The sequence below is a fragment of the Halomonas halmophila genome (assembly GCF_006540005.1).
Classification (GTDB): Bacteria; Pseudomonadota; Gammaproteobacteria; order Pseudomonadales; family Halomonadaceae; genus Halomonas; species Halomonas halmophila.
The window spans coordinates 29,573-48,047 of sequence record NZ_BJOC01000024.1 but is presented as its reverse complement, the minus strand read 5'-3'; the positions used below and the strand labels follow the sequence as shown (position 1 = coordinate 48,047).

At 61.8% G+C, this 18,475-nt stretch carries 20 protein-coding genes; 8 read left to right on the top strand and 12 right to left on the bottom strand.

Annotated elements, in window-relative coordinates:
- Nucleotides 1–75 precede the first annotated feature (75 nt).
- The 6 genes from HHA01_RS09795 (at nt 76) to HHA01_RS09770 (ending at nt 4,039) form a co-directional block, all read left to right on the top strand.
- A complete protein-coding gene (locus tag HHA01_RS09795; protein ID WP_141320195.1) occupies nt 76–690 on the top strand; it encodes an Rv1289 family protein in 615 nt (204 codons plus the stop codon).
- 105 nt (nt 691–795) lie between these two features.
- Nucleotides 796–1,794: a hypothetical protein gene (locus HHA01_RS09790; RefSeq protein WP_141320193.1), complete on the top strand. Its 999-nt coding sequence runs from the start codon at nt 796–798 to the stop codon at nt 1,792–1,794.
- A 285-nt stretch (nt 1,795–2,079) separates the two neighbouring features.
- On the top strand, nt 2,080–2,535 hold the full coding sequence (locus tag HHA01_RS15050; protein WP_170214863.1) for a GFA family protein: 456 nt from the start codon (nt 2,080–2,082) through the stop codon (nt 2,533–2,535).
- Between the two features lie 131 nt (nt 2,536–2,666).
- A complete protein-coding gene (locus HHA01_RS09780; protein ID WP_141320189.1) occupies nt 2,667–3,131 on the top strand; it encodes a GNAT family N-acetyltransferase in 465 nt (154 codons plus the stop codon).
- Between the two features lie 95 nt (nt 3,132–3,226).
- A complete protein-coding gene (locus HHA01_RS09775) occupies nt 3,227–3,622 on the top strand; it encodes a VOC family protein (protein WP_141320187.1) in 396 nt (131 codons plus the stop codon).
- 96 nt (nt 3,623–3,718) lie between these two features.
- On the top strand, nt 3,719–4,039 hold the full coding sequence (locus HHA01_RS09770; RefSeq protein ID WP_141320185.1) for a MoaF-related domain-containing protein: 321 nt from the start codon (nt 3,719–3,721) through the stop codon (nt 4,037–4,039).
- A 302-nt stretch (nt 4,040–4,341) separates the two neighbouring features.
- Here HHA01_RS09770 and HHA01_RS09765 read toward each other — a convergent pair whose 3' ends face one another.
- The 4 genes from HHA01_RS09765 to HHA01_RS09750 form a co-directional block, all read right to left on the bottom strand.
- Nucleotides 4,342–6,063, bottom strand: coding sequence for a proline--tRNA ligase (locus HHA01_RS09765; protein ID WP_141320183.1), 1,722 nt, complete (start codon nt 6,061–6,063; stop codon nt 4,342–4,344).
- A 98-nt stretch (nt 6,064–6,161) separates the two neighbouring features.
- Nucleotides 6,162–7,064, bottom strand: a complete 903-nt coding sequence (locus HHA01_RS09760; protein ID WP_141320181.1) for a carbon-nitrogen hydrolase family protein — start codon at nt 7,062–7,064, stop codon at nt 6,162–6,164.
- Nucleotides 7,061–7,675 (bottom strand): GNAT family N-acetyltransferase, encoded by a 615-nt coding sequence (locus tag HHA01_RS09755; protein WP_141320179.1) that lies wholly within the window; start codon nt 7,673–7,675, stop codon nt 7,061–7,063. The genes HHA01_RS09760 and HHA01_RS09755 overlap by 4 nt, the downstream gene beginning before the upstream one ends.
- Before the next feature lie 115 nt (nt 7,676–7,790).
- Complete coding sequence (locus HHA01_RS09750) at nt 7,791–8,981, bottom strand: benzoate/H(+) symporter BenE family transporter (protein ID WP_141320177.1); 1,191 nt, start codon at nt 8,979–8,981, stop codon at nt 7,791–7,793.
- A gap of 147 nt (nt 8,982–9,128) precedes the next feature.
- Between HHA01_RS09750 and HHA01_RS09745 the strand changes: the two genes are divergently transcribed.
- Complete coding sequence (locus HHA01_RS09745) at nt 9,129–9,701, top strand: helix-turn-helix domain-containing protein (RefSeq protein ID WP_141320175.1); 573 nt, start codon at nt 9,129–9,131, stop codon at nt 9,699–9,701.
- 4 nt (nt 9,702–9,705) lie between these two features.
- On the opposite strand, the gene HHA01_RS09740 is transcribed toward HHA01_RS09745, so the two are convergent.
- The 5 genes from HHA01_RS09740 to HHA01_RS09720 form a co-directional block, all read right to left on the bottom strand.
- A complete protein-coding gene (locus HHA01_RS09740) occupies nt 9,706–10,644 on the bottom strand; it encodes an N-acetylmuramoyl-L-alanine amidase (RefSeq protein ID WP_246053873.1) in 939 nt (312 codons plus the stop codon).
- Nucleotides 10,645–10,647: 3 nt separating this feature from the next.
- Entirely contained in the window at nt 10,648–11,382 is a 735-nt protein-coding gene (locus HHA01_RS09735; protein ID WP_141320173.1) for a DUF3307 domain-containing protein, read from the bottom strand.
- Nucleotides 11,379–12,020: a hypothetical protein gene (locus HHA01_RS09730; RefSeq protein ID WP_141320171.1), complete on the bottom strand. Its 642-nt coding sequence runs from the start codon at nt 12,018–12,020 to the stop codon at nt 11,379–11,381. Before HHA01_RS09730 ends, HHA01_RS09735 begins: the two co-directional genes overlap by 4 nt.
- A gap of 143 nt (nt 12,021–12,163) precedes the next feature.
- Nucleotides 12,164–13,354, bottom strand: coding sequence for a vWA domain-containing protein (locus tag HHA01_RS09725; protein ID WP_141320169.1), 1,191 nt, complete (start codon nt 13,352–13,354; stop codon nt 12,164–12,166).
- 5 nt (nt 13,355–13,359) lie between these two features.
- Complete coding sequence (locus HHA01_RS09720) at nt 13,360–14,205, bottom strand: AAA family ATPase (protein WP_141320167.1); 846 nt, start codon at nt 14,203–14,205, stop codon at nt 13,360–13,362.
- A 569-nt stretch (nt 14,206–14,774) separates the two neighbouring features.
- On the opposite strand from HHA01_RS09720, the gene HHA01_RS09715 reads away from it, so the two are divergent.
- Nucleotides 14,775–15,413: a LysE family translocator gene (locus HHA01_RS09715; RefSeq protein ID WP_141320165.1), complete on the top strand. Its 639-nt coding sequence runs from the start codon at nt 14,775–14,777 to the stop codon at nt 15,411–15,413.
- A 220-nt stretch (nt 15,414–15,633) separates the two neighbouring features.
- On the opposite strand, the gene HHA01_RS09710 is transcribed toward HHA01_RS09715, so the two are convergent.
- The 3 genes from HHA01_RS09710 to HHA01_RS09700 form a co-directional block, all read right to left on the bottom strand.
- Entirely contained in the window at nt 15,634–16,626 is a 993-nt protein-coding gene (locus tag HHA01_RS09710; protein ID WP_141320163.1) for a nucleoid-associated protein, read from the bottom strand.
- 107 nt (nt 16,627–16,733) lie between these two features.
- Complete coding sequence (locus tag HHA01_RS09705; protein ID WP_141320161.1) at nt 16,734–17,495, bottom strand: ABC transporter permease; 762 nt, start codon at nt 17,493–17,495, stop codon at nt 16,734–16,736.
- The gene (locus tag HHA01_RS09700; RefSeq protein WP_141320159.1) at nt 17,492–18,433 is read right to left on the bottom strand and encodes an ABC transporter ATP-binding protein; all 942 of its coding nucleotides are present in this window, start codon (nt 18,431–18,433) and stop codon (nt 17,492–17,494) included. The genes HHA01_RS09705 and HHA01_RS09700 overlap by 4 nt, the downstream gene beginning before the upstream one ends.
- Between the last annotated feature and the right edge of the window lie 42 nt (nt 18,434–18,475).

Below are 18,475 nucleotides of genomic sequence, written 5' to 3'. Positions count from 1 at the left end.
CTAAAAAGTTGCTCCACTCGGAAAAAATTACTCGCTGCGCTCGCAATTTTCCGCTGAGCAAGGCGTTAGGCAAATATGAAGATCCGTGCACATATAAAATCATCTTTGGTTGCCAGTGATCGTAGAGAGCTTGAGCAGGCAATGCTGTTTGCATGCTTGGCAGTCGATGGCACAGCAAAAAAGCTGTACCCAGATATCAACAAGGTGGGAGAGCGATTTAGAAAGTTTATTTCTGACCATCTTGATGTTATTGAACTCATGCATGGCGGTCTTAACCTTGAGGAGACAGTTTTTCCCTTTCCAAACAATAAAGGGAGTATAGGCATAAAGTTCGAGGATATCGTTTATGAGAAATTTAGATGTAGCCTAGCCCATGGGGATGAGCTACCAGATGGTTATGGAATCGAAGTTAAAGTATCTGATGGAATTCAGCAGTTTATGATAGATATTGAAGGCCAGTCTATGACTCTGCCCGAAAGTGTCATTTATGCGCTTGGCCTTCCTTGTGTTTTATCTCCAGCCAACTCTGACCAGAAGATAGGTAGCAATCTCTATCATTATCGTGATCCTATCAACCACTATGTTATTGATCGTTGGTGGGGGCAGGTTGATTGTGCCAGAAAAATTATGGATTTTGAGCATCAAGTCAGAGTAAAGATGGACGTTAAAAATGTCTGGCCTTCCGCGTAGGTTGCCTAACAAGGCAAGTCACGGCGACGTCTACTGCATTGCGGCTTCGCCTCCATTCCGTAGCCGCGCGTGCTGGCGGCGTTAGATATTTCGCAGGAATGCTGAATGAAGCATTGGACAGAGCCCAACGGGATATTCCTGATTCAAATTCCAACAGAGTGGCAATACCTCAACCCTGTTGTGGAAGGCGAAGAGGAAAAGTCCCCATACAGCTTTCAGCCCTATGAAAACGCTAACGGGTGTTTTCAGATTAGCTGTTATCCACTAGAGGAAATAGCACCAAAACTTGCAGATGAGTATCCGAATGGTGTGCCAGAACTTAGATGGCGACCTTCCAGGATGGATGATTCAGAGTTCTGTGTTCACATGTTTTATGGGGCTTCAGCAGATCAGGCTTTAATCGGTAAATATATCCATGATGCAAGTCTTGATAACGATGAACAAATAAATGAAGAACTCCGCTTAGTTGATAAAATTTTAAAATCTGTGGTTATTGTCCCTCCTGGAGACCGAAAGCTCGCCTCTGATATGGAAAAGTTTGATCGATTCCAAGGGGCGTTGGCTGCATCATACGACCTTCTGGATAACGCGATAGAATCAGATTCATTTGTGGAAGTGATTGCCGTTTCTGCCAATCAGATTGATGCATTTCTAAGGTTGAGCATAGTCATCGCCATCCAACTGAAGAATCAGACGGACGAGGTCCCAATAAAATATCTTTTTCAAGCAGAAGATGAACGAGGCTTGATGGAGCGAAAAATATACGATGATGCTCTTAAATATAATGTCATTAAAGACAATGACCACAAAGAGCTGAATTCGTTGTATAAGTTAAGAAATCGCGTGATACACAGGTATATCATATCTAACATAAAGACCCGCGACTTGCCTGGGATTGCACTCAGATATGTTGAGGCGTGTGAGAAAGTGCGTTTAATACTACGAGATCTAGAGAATAAACAAAAGGATTGTCAGTATGGCGTTTATGGAAAGAAATTCATGAAATTTTCCGAGCCTGATGATGAGGCAATAAAACGGTTATTTGCTGATGTTAACGATAAGCACCTTATTCGTAAATTCGCCAGGAAGGTCACGAATGATTGAATCTAACAAATGCAGGCAAGGGACGCTCCTGACGTCGCGCCCCTGCTGCTGGCGTTGAGGCTGTAGAAAAACGTCGCAGGCCGTGATTCGACTGAAAATGATCGATAAACTAACTAAAAATAGCACCTATGCTTAAGATATGGAGCGTCCATCATCGAAAACAACACACCTAAACTTTACGTAAGAGTGTCACTGGAAAAGGAGGCTAGAGTTTTCTACAGCCTTGTTAGGCGACAAACACGTGAGGGTCGAGTCGCGAAACTTGCTACGTAAGGGGGACCGAGAGTGCAAAAACCTTCAGTACACAAGGGTGGGTGCATGTGTGGGGCAATCCGATACGAGGCCGAGGGCGAGCCCAAGCTCGTCGTACATTGCCATTGCTCCAGCTGTCGACGGCACACGGGTGCACCGGTGGCCACGTTGGTGATATTCGTCGAGGAGCAGGTCAAGTTCACGAAGGGTAAAAGGAAGTTCTACGAATCTTCCCTCGGTGTTCGACGTGCCTTTTGTGGTGATTGCGGCACATCGTTGACGTGGGAGGCGCCCTCGAATCGCTTCCAGGACACGAATATTATCGACCTGCACATCAGCACGTTCGACCGACCCGAAGACTTCGTGCCGACACAGCATGATTTCTACGAAGAACGGATCCCATGGTTCGATGTCGTGGATAGACTCCCCCGATTTGTCGGCGACCGGGAGCTGCCGATCTGTCATGGGCCCGGTGTGAGGGCAGGTTGAACGGCGTGAGGGGGGACAGATTCAGCTTCGATCACATCATACCTAACGGATAGGATCGAGGGCGATTTTGTAAAGCACCGTGTGCTTTCCCACGCATCTCATCCATAGCGTTATGCCCTATAGGAGAAACAGTGCATATCCGTCGTTTTCGTACTGGTGAAGAGCGTGAGCTTTTCGAAGTTTTTCACTCGGCGATTCATCTTGTTGCAAGCCGCGACTACACACCTGCACAGATTAATGCTTGGGCGCCGGGAAGCTTGGATCAGGAACTTTGGGCACGAAAAATGCGTGACATCAAGCCATTTGTCGCCGAGATCGGCGAAACGATTGTTGGCTATGCTGATGTGCAGCCTTCGGGCTATATTGACCACTTTTTCGTTTCGGGGTTGCACTCAAGTCAGGGAGTTGGAACGTTATTGATGTTGTCTCTTCACAGTGAAGCAATCTCGCTTGGCTTAACAGAACTGACATCCGACGTGAGCCTGACGGCACAGCCTTTCTTTGAAAAATTCGGTTTCTGTATCATTGAGCGACGGGCACCTGAGTTGCGAGGAGTAGTCGTCCCAAATGCACTCATGCGTAAGGTTTTGTCGTGACGAGGTTTAACCAGACCATTAAGTTCGCGTGTTCCGTGCGTCGAACCTCGTCTCATTCGGCACATTATGGCCTGCGTTAAGCATAAGGAAAGTTCATGCACGCGAATATAGCCCGCTACGGCATAATTCTGAATACGGAAAATTTCGAGGAGTGTGTGGCGTTCTATCGAGACCTCTTTGGCTTGCGTCAGCTGTTCGAAAAAAACGAGGATGGTTTTAGGCTAACCTGCCTTGAGTATGGTGATGGCTACTTGATGGTTGAGCAAGGAGGTAAAGCAAAGGACGGCGTCAAGTCACCTGTAGAGGGAAGCTTCAAACTGCGTTTCAACGTCGATGATCTGGAGGAAGCCTTGGCAAGAATTAGAGCATGGGGCATCGAGGCTGCCATCAAAGAAAGCGCTTGGGGCAGGACGATCAACATAAGCGATCCTGATGGAAACCGAGTAGGTGTCCGGGATGAGGCTGGATTCTTTCGCCAGATCAATGCTTAATAATCCGCTTGAATTCATTCCCGGCCTGTCGGCCGTCCACCGGACGCCACTGCAAGCTGCTTCTTAAATCGTTGTTTTCAGAACCAGGGGGATAAAATGGCCACGAAAGCCACATCGCCACTTGATGCTGGCCAAGTGATGGAGATCAATTTTCAGCCTTTTACACCGCGGATTACGGTCCATTCAGAGCATGAGCTAACGGTTGAAATCGTGTCGGGCGACAATGTCGGTTTTTCAGATACCGTCGAATACGAGGCAGTTAAAATCCGTGACAATCTAGTGCTGCTCTCTTGGCAGGAGCACATTGGAAGTACTATCGTTCATGTGCTGGATTTTTATTCTATGGAGGCGAACACAGTCGTTACTCCAGCTAAGGGTGGTGTTATGCGATTGAAGGGGCGTATTGAAAACCATTAGGCAATGGCGCCTGAGACGTGAACGTTTTATGCATTCTAACAAGTGGCTTGTGTCGGCTGTATCTTCTGCTGTGCTCAAAGGAGAAATGAAGATATGGAAAGCATGAACCTATCGGCAAATGACATTGAGCAGCTTGAAGGTGTCCTGAAGGAACACTTTTGAACCCCAACGCAGTGAGAGTCAACAAATCCCTGGGTAATGCAGTTGGGCTTTGTCATTCAGGAAAGAACCCGCCGGTCTCGAGTGTGTGCTCGAGGTCGGCGGGTTCTTTACGTCTGACGCGGTGAAGCGTCGCTATCGGATCAACTGGCGATCTTGTCTTTCAGCACGCTGACGATGTCGTCGATCGGGATCATGGTGGCTTCGCTGTCGCGCCGGCCCTTGTATTCCAGCTCGCCGTTGTCGAGGCTGCGGTCGCCGATGACGATGCGATGGGGGATGCCCATCAGTTCCTGGTCGGCGAAGCGCACGCCGGGGCGCAGGTCGCGGTCGTCGAGCAGCACGTCGATACCGGCGTCGCTGAAGGCCTGGTAGAGGCGTTCGCTCTCGTCGCGCACGCGCTGCGACTTGTGGGCGTTCATCGGCACCAGGGCGACGTTGTAGGGGGCGATGGCGTCGGGCCAGATGATGCCGGCGTCGTCGTGGTTCTGCTCGATGGCGGCGGCGACCACGCGGGTTACGCCGATGCCGTAGCAACCCATCAGCAGCGGCACTGTCTTGCCGTTTTCGTCCAGCACGGTGGCGTTCATCGCCGTGGAGTACTTGGTGCCCAGCTGGAAGACGTGGCCGACCTCGATGCCGCGGGCGATGGCCAGGGTGCCCTTGCCGTCCGGCGAGGGGTCGCCTTCGACGACGTTGCGCAGGTCGGCGACCTTGGGCAGGGCGACGTCACGCTCCCAGTTGATGCCGAAGTAGTGCTTGTCCTCGATGTTGGCGCCGGCGCCGAAGTCGCTCATCAGCGCCACGCTGCGGTCGATGACCAGCGGCATGTCGAGGTTGACCGGGCCCAGCGAGCCGGGGCCGGCGCCCACGGCGGCGCGGATTTCTTCCTCGGTGCCCATGGTCAGTGGTGCGGCCACCTCGGGCAGGTTCTCGGCCTTGACCTCGTTGAGCTCGTGGTCGCCGCGCACCAGCAGGGCGACGAGGCCACCTTCGCTGCCCTTGACCATCAGCGTCTTGATGGTCTTCTCGATGGGCAGGTTGTGCTTCTCGACCAGCGCCGCGATGGTCTTCACATCTGGCGTGTCGACCAGCTCCAGGCTTTCCTGCGGGGCAGGGCGCTCGGGCGTCTCGCCCAGGGGCGCCGGCAGGGCCTCGGCCTTCTCGATGTTGGCGGCGTAGTCGGACTCGGTGGAGAAGATCACGGCGTCTTCGCCGGACTCGGCCAGCACCTGGAATTCGTGGGAGCCGCTGCCTCCGATGTCGCCGTTGTCGGCTTCCACGGCACGGAAGTCCAGCCCCAGCCTCGTGAAGATGCGCACATAGGCGTCGTACATGGCGTCGTAGGAACGCTGCAGGCCGGCCTGGTCGACATCGAAGGAGTAAGCGTCCTTCATGATGAACTCGCGGGCGCGCATCACGCCGAAGCGCGGGCGCGTCTCGTCGCGGAACTTGGTCTGGATCTGGTAGAAGTTCGAGGGCACCTGCTTGTAGGAGCGGATCTCGTTGCGCACCAGGTCGGTGATGACTTCCTCGTGGGTCGGGCCATAGCAGAAGTCGCGGTCGTGCCGGTCGCGGATGCGCAGCAGCAGGTTGCCGTACTGATCCCAGCGGCCGGATTCCTGCCACAGCTCGGCCGGCTGAATGGCCGGCATCAGCACTTCCTGGGCATGGGCACGATTCATCTCCTCGCGGACGATGTTCTCGACCTTGCGCAGAGTACGCAGACCCAGCGGCAGCCAGGTATAGAGGCCGGCGTTGAGGCGACGAATCATTCCCGCGCGCAGCATCAACTGATGACTGACGATATCGGCGTCGGCGGGGGTTTCCTTCAGAGTGGCGATCAACAGTTGACTGGCGCGCATGAGGGGTCCGTGAGAGCTTGTTGGTTTGTGGCTATCAGAAGTGCCTAAAGCGGCATTGTACGACCTGGCGAGGATGGCGGCAAAAGGAGCCGGGATGCCTAGACCAGCTGGCGTACCTCGATGCCATCGGCAAGCCGCTGGGCCTGACGCAGCCAGTCGGCATGGTTGTCGACCTGGCCGGTGTCGCGCAGTGCGGCGATGGTGGTCAGGTCGAGGGTGGCGAACTGCCAGCCCGGCGTGGCGTCGGCGCTCTGCACCAGGATGCCGTCCGGCGGGAAGCCGTGATCGCAGGGCGTGTAGACGGCGGCATGGCCGATATTGATGTCCACCGCCGGCGACCACAGGGCCTCGCCGATGGTCGGCGAATGAACCACCGCTACCTGCTGCTCGATGGCGCGGGCCTGGGAGCTCAGGCGCACGCGCTGATAGCCGGCCTGGGTGTCGGTGCAGCTGGGTACCAGCAGCAGTTCGGCACCGGCGTCGATCAGCGCCCGGGCCAGCAGCGGAAACTCGCTGTCGTAGCAGATCAGTACGCCCAGTTTACCCGCCGGGGTGTCGAAGACGCGCAGGCCGTCACCCGGCGAGATGCCCCAGTCCCCCCGCTCGAAGCGCGTCATCAGTTGTTTGTCCTGATGGTCGAAGCGGCCATCCGGGGTGAACAGCCAGGCGCGATTGACGAAGTGATCGTCACCGATGGCCCAGGGCAGTGAGGGCGCCAGCAGGGTCACGCCATGCGTCATGGCCAGCTCCCGCCAGGTCTCGTGGAAGACCTCCCGCCAGGCCTGCAGGCCGTGGCGCTGAGCCCGGATATCGTCGCGTTCGGCCTCGGGCAGCAATGAGGTCAGTTCCATGCCGCCGTACTCCGGAAATACCAGCAGTTCGGCGCCCCGGCTGGCGGCGTCACGCACCCAGCGTGCGGCCTTGTGACGAAAGGACTCAATGTCATCGAAGGCCTCGATGGGGTACTGGGCGGTGGCGACCCGTAGCGAGTGACGCGTCATGCTGACGCCTCCCGAATGTTGTCGATGCGATTGAGCCAGAACACCATGGGCTTGTCGGTCTCCTCGGTGTGTCCGACGTCCTTCCAGGCAAAGCTGGTAGCCAGTTCGGGGTGTCGCTGGTAGCCGCGCCCCTGCCAGAAGTCATGCAGCGGGCGGTAGTCTGCCGGCTTGAGGGGATGATCCGCCGGGCGCTCCACGGCACAGAAGGCCACCCAGGCATAGCCGGCGGCCTCGGCGTGCTGCTCGCGGGCATCCATGAAGGCATGCCCGAGGCCGTGTCCGCGATACTCGGGCAGCAGCACCGACTCGCCGTAATAGAAGACATCGGCGACCCGGTAGCCCTGGGCCTCGAAGGGCGCGCGGAATTCCTCGACCTCATCGCTCAGCGGCTGGGCCGTGGAGGCGCCGACCAGCCGCTCGCCATCCAGCGCCAGCACGAAGAGGCTGCGCGGGTTCTCGGCATAGCGCTTGAGATACTCGGCCTCATAGGCCGGATCACCGTCGTAGAGATAGGGGTAGTCGCGGAACACGCGAATGCGCAGGTCGGCGAGCCCTTCCAGGTAGGGGGTGATCTCGGCGCCCTGGCAGGTCGTCAGTCGGGGTTGCGGCATGGCTTGTCTCCTCGGCATCGCGGCGGGATGTCGGGCCCCGGGCCTGGCCCGGGGCTGGCCATGAGCCTATCAGGCTGTGACGTGGCTGCCCATCCGGCGAGCGCGCTGCGATCACTCAGTGGCGCTGTTGCAACACCCAGAGGCTAACCAGCCCGCCGACGAGTCCCCAGAAGGCGGCCCCGATGCCGCCGGGGCTGATGCCGGAGGCGGTGATCAGGAAGGTGACCAGGGCGGCGTCGCGATGCTCGCTGCTGCCCAGTGCATCCGCCAGGCCGGCGCCCAGGGTCGGCAGCAGCGCGAGCCCGGCCACGGCCATCACCAGTTCGGCCGGGAAGGCGGCGAACAGCGAGGTCACGGTGGCGCCGAACAGTCCCAGAATCAGGTAGAAGACACCGGCGGCGATGCCCGCGGCATAGCGACGCTGTGGCTCGGCATGCGCCTCCGGGCCCTGGCAGACGGCGGCACTGATGGCCGCCAGGTTCAGCGCAAAGCCGCCGAAGGGTGCCAGCAGCAGGGTGGTCAGGCCGGTGCCACTGATCAGCGGCGAGATGGGTGGCGCATAGCCGGCGGCGCGGATGGCGGCGATACCCGGCAGATTCTGGGAGGCCATGGTGACCACGAACAACGGCACGCCGACGCCGATCAGCGCCTGCCAGGACAGGCTCGGCAGGATGGCGTCCGGACGCGCCAGCGCCGGGGTGACGTCGCCCAGGTGCAGGCTGCCCATGAACATCGCCATCACCACGCCGACCAGCAGCACGCCCGGGATGGCGTAGCGCGGCCAGAAACGCTTGCCTGCCAGATAGGCGCCGCACATGGCCAGCGGCAGGCTCAGTTGCTGCTCCATGGCGAGGAACAGGTCCAGCCCGAAGCGCAGCAGCACTCCCGCCAGCAGGGCCGAGGCCAGGGCGCGCGGCAGGCGGTGCATGACGCGCTCGAAGAGCCCGGTGACGCCGCACAGTGTGATCAGCAGTGCCGAGAACATGAAGGCGCCGATGGCATCGCTCATGGGCACGCCGGGCAGGCTGGTGGCCAGCAGGGCGGCGCCCGGTGTCGACCAGGCGGTCAACAGCGGCATGCGATAGCGCCAGGAAAAAACGATGGTGGTCAGCCCGGAGCCGATGCCCAGCGCCCACATCCAGGAGCCGATCTGTGCCTGGGTGGCGCCCGCCGCCTCGGCTGCCTGGAAGATGATCACCGCCGAGCTGGTATAGCCGATCAACACCGCGATGAAGCCTGCCGTGATGGTGGACAGCGTGGTATCGCCGAGCAGGTGGCGCGCGCGGGATGGAGTCTGGCTGGACATGTGACGGGCTCCCGGGGATCATGGACGTTATAGCGCACAAGTGACGCAGGCGGGCAAGATAGCATCGTGCGTTATGGCGCACAAACGGGAAGAGGGAAGAGGGAAGAGGGAAGAGGGAAGAAAGGGCGTTGCGAGGGGATAGAAGCGATGGAAGATATTGGTCGGCATATTGCGGCGACGTTGCGGTTGTTGCGTCAGCAGCAGGGTTGGAGCCTGGATCGTACCTCGCGGGAGACCGGGGTCAGCAAGGCGATGCTGGGGCAGATCGAGCGGGGTGAGTCGAGCCCGACGGTGGCGACGCTGTGGAAGCTGGCGAGTGGCTTTCGGGTGTCGTTGTCGCGTCTGCTGGGCGCCGAGGCGGGGCTGGCCGAGCCGGTGACGGGCGAGACGCTGGCGGCGGGCAGTGAGGCGGTGCGCATGACGGATGAGGCCGGCATGCAGGTGGCGCCGCTGTTCGCCTACGATCCCGAGCATCATTTCGAGTGGCTGGTGGTCAGCCTGGCGCCGGGGGCGGTCAGCGAGTCGGATCCTCACGCCCCCGGGGTGGTCGAGCACCTGGTGGTCATCGAGGGACAGCTGGAGCTCAGACTGGGGGATCAGTGGCAGCGTCTGGAGGCCGGGGAAGGGCGGCGCTTTGCGGCGGACCAGCCGCATGCCTATCGCAATGCCGGGGAGGCGCCGGCCCGTTTTCATGACGTGATTCACTACCCGCGGGCTTGAGGCGTCAGTCCGTCTCCTGGCCTGCCGCACTCGGCTGCTGCAGAGCCTCCAGCGCGTCGGGCCGGTAGCCTTCCAGCAGAGCCCAGAGCCGGGCGGCCGTGTCGACATCCGGATAGCCGCGATAGTCGGCGGGGCGAAAGTGCATCTGGAAGGCCCGCAGCACGGCGCGGGTGCGCTCATCGAGCTGGCCGCTCGGCGTCACCGCATACCCCCATGCGGCCAGTGCCGATTGCAGGGTCGCCAGATCCGGCGGCGACTGCCTGAAGCGTCGGGTGTAGCGCGCCACGGCCTCGTCATCCGGCCAGGCGCCGATGCCGGCGTCGTGCAGGCGCTGCCAGGGAAAGGCCGGGCCGGGGTCGATCTTGCGCTTGGGCGCCACATCGGAGTGGGCCAGCACATTGACGGGCTCGATGTCGTGGCGTTCGATCAAATCGCGCAGCAGCGCGATCAGCGTCTCGACCTGGGCCGCGGAATACGGCGCCCAGCGCAGGTCCGGCGGGGTCGGGGCGTCCAGCCGCTTCAGCAGCTCGGGAGCGGTCAGCGCCGGGCCCTGGTTGACGATCTCGATGCCCAGTGAGGTGTCATTCAGGTGACGCCGCTCGCCCCAGGCGCTGACGCCGGCATGCCAGGCGCGGCGTGACTCCTCGACCAGCTGGAAGACGTGTCGCTCATCGGGCTCGGCCGGCAGCAGGTAATGGCTGCTGACGTGAGGACCGGAAAGCACCTCGAGGGAGCGGGCCTGATCCTCGTCGGTGTAATGCAGGATCAGATAGTGCACGCGGCTGTTGTGGGCGCTGGACGCATGGCGGTGATCGACCCGATAGCCGTCGCGGGCTTGCTGATGTGCGGGCAGCTCGCCCTGGCAGCCGGCCAGCCCGGCCGTCAGTGCCAGCAGCAGCGTTAACCGCGCGGGTGCCGAATGCATCAGCCAGGCGCGCCGCATGTGTCAGCCGCCCCAGATCAGCGAGCGCGCCAGCAGGCCGATCACCAGCGTCAGGGAGACGCTCAGCAGCGTGCCCAGCAGCACGTACTCGGTGAGCTTGCGCTCCTTGCGTTCGCGCAGGTCGCCGTAGCGCAGCACCGACTTGGCGGTCAGCAGGAAGCCCACGGCGATCAGTTCGTGCTGCAGCACCAGGGTCAGCACCAGCAGCCGTTCGAGCATGCCGATGCGCGCCCCGGCCGCCACCAGGGTGCCCTGGTCACTGACATCCTGACTCCAGGGCCGCAGGGCCAGTGCGATGGCCAGCGACAGCGGCCGCGTGACGATCAGATAGGTCAGTAGCAGGCCCAGGGTCTCGGGGCGGGTGAGCCAGGCCGCGGCGGCCTGCAGCGGGGCGCTGTCGTCCAGCCAGACGGCCCAGACGGCCACCAGCACCAGCACGTGCAGGGCCTGGTCGAGCAGGAACCAGCGCAGCTTGTCCGCTGCCAGTTGCGCCTTGCCCAGGTCGATCAGCCAGTGAGTGATGGCCACCACCAGCGCCGCCAAGATGGCGAAGCCCACGCCGGCCCCCGCCAGGCCCAGTACCGGCAGCATCAGCAGACCGTGCAGGCCGGCATGCAGATAGAGGGCCGTGGAGCGGATGCCGTCCTGCTGGCGGGATTCGACCCAGTGTTTCGGCTGCAGCAGGAAGTCGCCCAGCAGATGCGCCAGCAGCAAGCCGAGCAGGGGTGCGGTGGTCATCGGGTCGAGCCCTCCATGGCCAGTCGTTCGCGGAAGTAGGCCAGTGTATCGCCGAGCAGCGCCCAGCGCGCGGTACGCAGCCGCTTGTGCACGCTGGGCTGGCGAATGCCCAGGCGCCTGGCCAGGGCCTGCTGGGATTCATCGTGCCACAGTCGCAGGTGGGAAATCTCGGCGGCGTGTGTCGTCCAGCCCTCGATCAGCTCATCGACATAGCGCAACAGCAGGTCGAGGCCCGGGTCGGGCTCGGCATCCGGGCGCGTCAGGCTGAGGTGGGTGTCCTCCGCCATCCCGTCGAGCCCCTGTCCCGATGCCACGAAGACGGGCCCATCGGCGGCCGCCAGGGGCGCCTCGGGCTGCCAGTCATCCTCGCCCACGGCGATGGCGATGCGCGCATCCCAGCGTTGGTCGTGACCCTGGCGGATCAGTCCGGCGCGCAGCATCACGGCGGCTTCCAGGGCCGCGGCGGGCTCGGGTAGGGCCAGTTGAAAGCCATCGCCGCGGAAGCGCTCGAAGCGGCCGTCATGGGTCCGGGCCAGGCGCTCGAGGGTCTCGTCCAGCACCGCGAACAGGGCCTGGCTGTCATCCAGGCCGCGAGAGTCGATGATATCGCCGGTCAGCACCGCAATGGCTTGCGTCATGATCAGGCATCCACGGGAATGTGGCTCACATTATAGCCCAAATAAGCTATACCATCGAATTATAGCCATTAAAGGCTATTCTTTATCGATATAGCCCAAAATGGCTATCGGGCGGTGTGACGGCCAGGCCGGGAAGCGCTGATTCATCTGGTGAGCTCCGTCATGGCGTCCTCCAGCCCCGCCAGCGTCATCGGATACATGCGGTCCTCGATCAACTCGCGGATCAACCGGGTGGAGTGCGTGTACTCCCAGTGACGACGCGGCATGGGGTTCAGCCACACCAGTCTGGGGAAGGCGTGGGTCAGGCGCTGCAGCCAGACGGCGCCGGGCTCGTCGTTCATGTGTTCGACGCTGCCCCAGGGATGAGTAATCTCGAAGGGCGACATGGCGGCATCGCCGACCACGATCACCTGATAGTCGGCGCCATAGGTGTTGAGCAGCTCCCGGGTGGGCAGGCGTGCCTGGTGATGGCGCGACTGCCAGGCGTCATTGGAGCGCCATACGCCTTCATACAGGCAGTTGTGGAAATAGAAGTGCTCGAGGTGCTTGAACTCGGCGCGGGCGGCGGAGAACAGCGCCTCGCAGTCACGGATGTGGTCATCCATGGAGCCGCCCACATCGAGGAACAGCAGCACTTTCACGGCATTGCGGCGCTCGGGGCGCATGCGCACGCTGAGCAGCCCGCCGTTGCGCGCGGTATCGCGAATCGTGGTGTCGACATCGAACTCTTCCGCCGCTCCCTGGCGGGCAAAGCGCCGCAGCCGCCTTAGCGCCATCTTGATGTTGCGGGTGCCGAGCTCGCGGTCGGCGTCATAGTCGCGGTAGCGGCGCTCGTCCCAGACCTTGGCGGCGCGGCGGTGGCGGGAGCCGTCCTGGCCGATGCGGATCCCCTCGGGATGGTAACCATGGGCACCGAAGGGGCTGGTGCCGCCGGTGCCGATCCACTTGTTGCCGCCGGCATGGTGCTCCTTCTGCTCCTCGAGGCGCTGCTTGAAGGTCTCGAGCAGGGCATCCAGACCGCCCAGCGACTCGACCTGTGCCTTCTCTGCCTCGCTGAGCTGTTTCTCGAACTCGCGGCGCAGCCAGTCATCCGGGATCAGGGCGTCGATTGAGGCATCCTGCGCCTGCACGCCTTCCAGCCAGGCGGCGAAGGCGCGATCGAAACGGTCGAAATGTCGCTCGTCCTTGATCATCACGGTGCGCGCGAGATGATAGAAGGCATCGAGGTCGGCGAACACGACGTCGTGCTCGAGCGCCGCATTGAGGTCGAGCAGTTCGCGCAGCGATACCGGCACCTCGAAGTGCCGCAGGGATTCGAACAGGCCGATGAACATGGCGCTCAGCGCCTCTGCCGACGCATCATGAAGGCCAGACGCTCGAGCAACTGGGTGTCCTGCTCGTTCTTGACCAGGGCCCCGGCCATGGGTGGCAGGGCACTGGCGGGGTCGCGCTGGTGCAGGGTCTCCTGGGCCAGCTCATCGGCCATCAGCAGCTTCAGCCAGTCGACCAGCTCCGAGGTCGAGGGCTTCTTCTTTAGCCCCGGCGCCTCGCGCAGCTCGAAGAAGACTTCCAGGGCGCGGCTGACCAGCTGGGGGGCGATGTCCGGGAAGTGCACATCGACGATGGACTGCATGGTCGCCCTGTCGGGAAAGTCGATGTAGTGGAAGAAACAGCGGCGCAGGAAGGCGTCGGGCAGTTCCTTCTCGTTGTTGGAGGTGATCACCACCACCGGGCGGTGCCGGGCCCGGATGGTCTCGCCGGTCTCGTAGACGTGGAACTCCATGCGGTCGAGTTCCTGCAGCAGGTCGTTGGGGAACTCGATATCCGCCTTGTCGATCTCGTCGATCAGCAGCACCACGCGCTGGTCGCTGGTGAAGGCCTCCCACAGCTTGCCGGGGTGCAGGTAGTTGGCCACGTTCTCGACGCCCTCGATGCCCAGCTGCGAGTCGCGCAGCCGGCTGACGGCATCGTATTCGTAGAGGCCCTGGGCGGCCTTGGTGGTCGACTTGATATGCCAGGTGATCAGCTGGGTGTCCAGGGAAGCCGCCAGTTCCTCGGCCAGCAATGTCTTGCCGGTGCCGGGCTCGCCCTTGATCAGCAGCGGGCGCTGCAGGGTGACCGCGGCGTTGACCGCCTGTTTCAGGGACTCGGTGGCGACATAGGTCGCGCTGCTGTCGAACGCCATGAATTGCCTCGCAGGAAGAAGGAGCGAAATTCAAACGAGTGTACGGATAGTAGCGAGCGGCGACAATCTTCCCCGGGCCAGACACGCAGGGCAATACAGCCTGATCCCGGGTGGAGTGGAAAGGCAGGGAAGGGCGGCAGGGTGAAAATTGCCACCAAGGTATGATTGTTGATGTCGCCGATATGGCGTTTCATGAACACCAACAACGACAGCGAATTCGGTCGCCGGTTTTCCGGCCACCCATAAAAAAATGTCCCCCGAAGGGGACAAGAGGAGCACGCCAGCTCACACCTTTTACTATCCGAAAAGCATGCCAGGATAGAAATGAATCAACAAAAACAATAAGTTGGAAAATTCCGAAGCGGTGATTCAGTAACTGGATCGCCGCTTTTTCATGTTGTACTGCACCATGCGGAGGCGTCAACAGGCCCGGATGCATCCTTGTGGGGCGCAGAGTGGGGCGGCTGGCCCTGGCCTTCGCGGGTGCAACACCACTTGCCCGGACCTGGCCGGGCAGGCAAGCTCGAGGTACGTGCAGCTTGTCTGATCACCACCGGAGCTCGAGCGCCATGCTGACCTATTCCCTTGCCCACTGGATGGCCTTTCTCTCGACCGCGGTCCTGTTGAACCTGTCGCCGGGACCGGACATGGCCTTCATTCTCGGCCAGACGGCGCGGCATGGGCGACGTGGTGGCGTGGCGGCCATGTTCGGTGTGTGGAGCGGGGCGGCATTGCATGTGGCCATGGCGGCGCTGGGCCTGTCGGCGATACTCGCCACCTCGGCGCTGGCCTTCTCGCTGGTCAAGTGGGTGGGGGCCGCCTACCTGATCTGGCTGGGGCTGCAGATCCTGTTGAGCCGCGACAGCGGCGATGCGCCCGACGTCAGCGTGGCCAGCACACCGAAAGCCGGCGCCATCTACCGCCAGGGCATCCTGGTCTCGGCACTCAACCCCAAGGTGGCCATCTTCTTCCTGGCCTTCCTGCCCCAGTTCGTGGTGCCGGGAGCCGGCCCGGCCGCGCTGCAGCTCGCCTTCCACGGCGCCCTGATTATTGCCGTCGCCGCCGCCATCGAACCGCCGCTGGTGTTGCTTGGCGCCCGCATCGCCCGCGCCATGCAGAGCCAGAAGCGACTCGGCCGCTGGCTGGAAAAAGGCCTGGGCGGGGTGTTTGTGGGGTTGGGGGTGAAGCTGGCGCTCAGTCAACGCTAGGGGAGTGAGCTTGAAGCTGGAAGAACGGCGCTACGCGCCTTGAAGAGGTAAGAACGCGGCTGGCGCCGCTTGAAGAAGGAAGAACGGCGCTTCGCGCCTGGAAGAAAACCCTTGACACCACAAACCCTGGCATCTTCCCTCTTCCCTCTTCCCTCTTCCCTCTTCCCTCTTCCCTCTTCCTTCTTGCCCTTGACTTACGGCTTACGGCTTACGGCTCATCCTACTCCCCCTTCTTCAACTGCTTGCGCAGTCCCTGGGGTACCTGCTTGATGATCAGCCGGTCGTTTTCCTCGTCGTACTCCACGGCGGCGCCGAGCAGGTGGGAGTCGAAGCTGATGGAGACGCCGGCGGCGCGGCCGGTGAAGCGTTTGAAGGCCTTGAGGGTGCGCTTGTCCGGGGGGATTTCCGGTGACAGGCCGTAGTCGCTGTTGCGGATGTGGTCGTAGAAGGCCTTGGGTTGCTGTTCGTCGACGACTTCCGAGAGTTCGTCCAGGGTCATGGGCTCGCCGCGGCTGGCCTGTTCGCTGGCGTAGCCGATCAGGGCGTCGGTCTTCTCGCGGCTGGTTTCCTCGGGCATGTCAGCACTTTCCACGTAATCGCTGAAGGCCTTGAGCAGGGTGCGGGTTTCCTGGGGTGTGTCCACCGGCTGGCTGGCGCCGAGCACCTCGGCGAAGGCATCGGCGAGCTTGCGGCCGCCGCGATCCCGGGTGTAGGAGAGATACGGGTGCGAGGCGTTGCCCTGACGCCACTGGGAGATGTCGATCCTGGCGCCCAGCGTCATCTGCGCCAGGTTCAGCTGCGGGCTGGGCACGATGTCGAGATGATCGCCGATGCCGAAGCCGTCGCGCTGGTGCAGCAGGGCCATGAGCAGGTAGCGGGACTCGCCCTTGTGATGATCGATGATCAGCAGATGGCCGCCCAGCGGCAGGTGGGCATCGATCAGCGGGGCGATGGCGCTGGCCAGCTCGCGGGTCAGGGTGGTGAAGTCCAGCTCACCGTCGAGGAAGTTGGCCAGGGCGCCGGGCAGGCGGGATGAGGTGTCGTCGCTGAACTGTCCCCAGTCCTTGGCCTTGGCGTGATAGGCGGTGTTGAGTTCGGCGAGCAGGTCATCGAGGGTCGCGGAGGCCGCAAGCTCGCCTTCCGCCGGCACGACGCGCGCGCCCTGTTCGCCGGATGTGTCGATGCGGTGAATGATGCTGTGCAGGATGGGCATGAAGACCTCGCGGCTCGCGGATGACGGCCGGCGATGATACCGCATCATCCCCGGCCGGGGCTGCCCCGAATGATGCAGACAGGCCCGGCCGCGTCATCGTGGGGCGCTTACGGCTTGAGGCCGTAGCCGCTACGAAAGATCCAGTTGACCACGGCCAGCGAGAGGGCCAGGAAGAGGGCGATCATGCCCAGGCTGGCCCAGATGCTGACGTCGCCCATGCCGTAGAAGCTCCAGCGAAAGCCGCTGACCAGATAGACCACCGGGTTGGCCAGGGTCACGATCTGCCAGGCGGGCGGCAGCATGTCGATGGAATAGAAGGTTCCGCCCAGGAAAGTCAGTGGCGTGATGACCAGCAGCGGCACCAGTTGCAGCTTTTCGAAGCCGTCGGCCCAGATGCCGATGATGAAGCCCAGCAGGCTGAAGGTCAGCGAGGTCAGCACCAGGAACAGCAGCATCATCAAGGGATGCGCGATCTCGAAGGGCACGAAGAGGCGGGCGGTGATCAGCACGATCAGCCCCAGCACGATCGACTTGGTGGCCGCCGCGCCGACATAGCCGAGCACCACCTCGAAGTAGGACACCGGCGCCGAGAGGATCTCGTAGATGGTGCCGGTGAAGCGCGGGAAGAAGATGCCGAAGGAGGCATTGGACACGCTCTGGGTGAGCAGCATCAGCATGATCAGCCCGGGCACGATGAAGGCGCCGTAGCTGACGCCGTCCACCTCGCTGATGCGGGTGCCGATGGCCGCGCCGAAGACCACGAAATAAAGCGAGGTGGAGATGACCGGCGAGACGATGCTCTGCAGTACCGTGCGCAGGCTGCGAGCCATCTCGGCGGCGTAGAGGGTCTTCACGGATCGGAAGTTCATGCGCTCTCCTGCACCAGGCTGACGAAGATTTCCTCCAGGGAGCTCTGCCGGGTGTGCAGGTCCTTGAAGTGGATGCCGGCGGCCTGCAGAGCCGCCAGCAGTTCGGCGATGGCCGCCGGGTCGCCCTCCGGGTCACCCTGACGCGAGGCATCGTAGGTATACACCAGGGCATGGCCGTCTTCGGCAAGCGTCAGGTCATGGTCGGCCAGGGCCTCGGGGATGCGTGACAGCGGCTCGCAGAGATGCAGGGTCAGGGCCTTGCTGCCCAGCTTGCGCATCAGCTCGCGCTTTTCCTCCACCAGCACCAGCTCACCGGCGCGAATCACGCCGATACGGTCGGCCATTTCCTCGGCTTCCTCGATGTAGTGGGTGGTGAGGATGATGGTCACGCCATTCTCGCGGAGCTGGCGCACCACCTCCCACATGTCGCGGCGCAGCTCGACGTCGACGCCGGCGGTGGGCTCGTCGAGGAAGAGGATCTGCGGCTCATGGGCCAGAGCCTTGGCGATCAGCACCCGGCGTTTCATGCCTCCGGACAGCGTCATCAGCTTATTGCGGCGCTTTTCCCAGAGGCTCAGCGAGCGCAGCGTCTTCTCGATGTGCAGCGGCGAGGCGGGCTTGCCGAACAGGCCACGACTGAAACTGACCGTGTCCCAGACCGTGGAGAAGGCCTCGCCGGTCAGCTCCTGGGGCACCAGGCCGATGCGCGAGCGGGCCTCGCGGTAGTCGGTCACGTTGTCGTGGCCGTCCACCAGCACCCGGCCACCGCTGGCATTGACCAGGCCGCAGATCACGCTGATCAGGGTGGTCTTGCCGGCCCCGTTGGGGCCCAGCAGGGCGAAGATCTCGCCGCGCTGAATGTCCAGGTCGATGCCTTTCAGGGCCTGGAAGCCGCTGTCATAGACCTTGGACAGATCCTCGACTCGAATGACCGTCACGGTCTGTCTCCTGTCGCGGGGTTGTCATGCCTGATGCCGCAC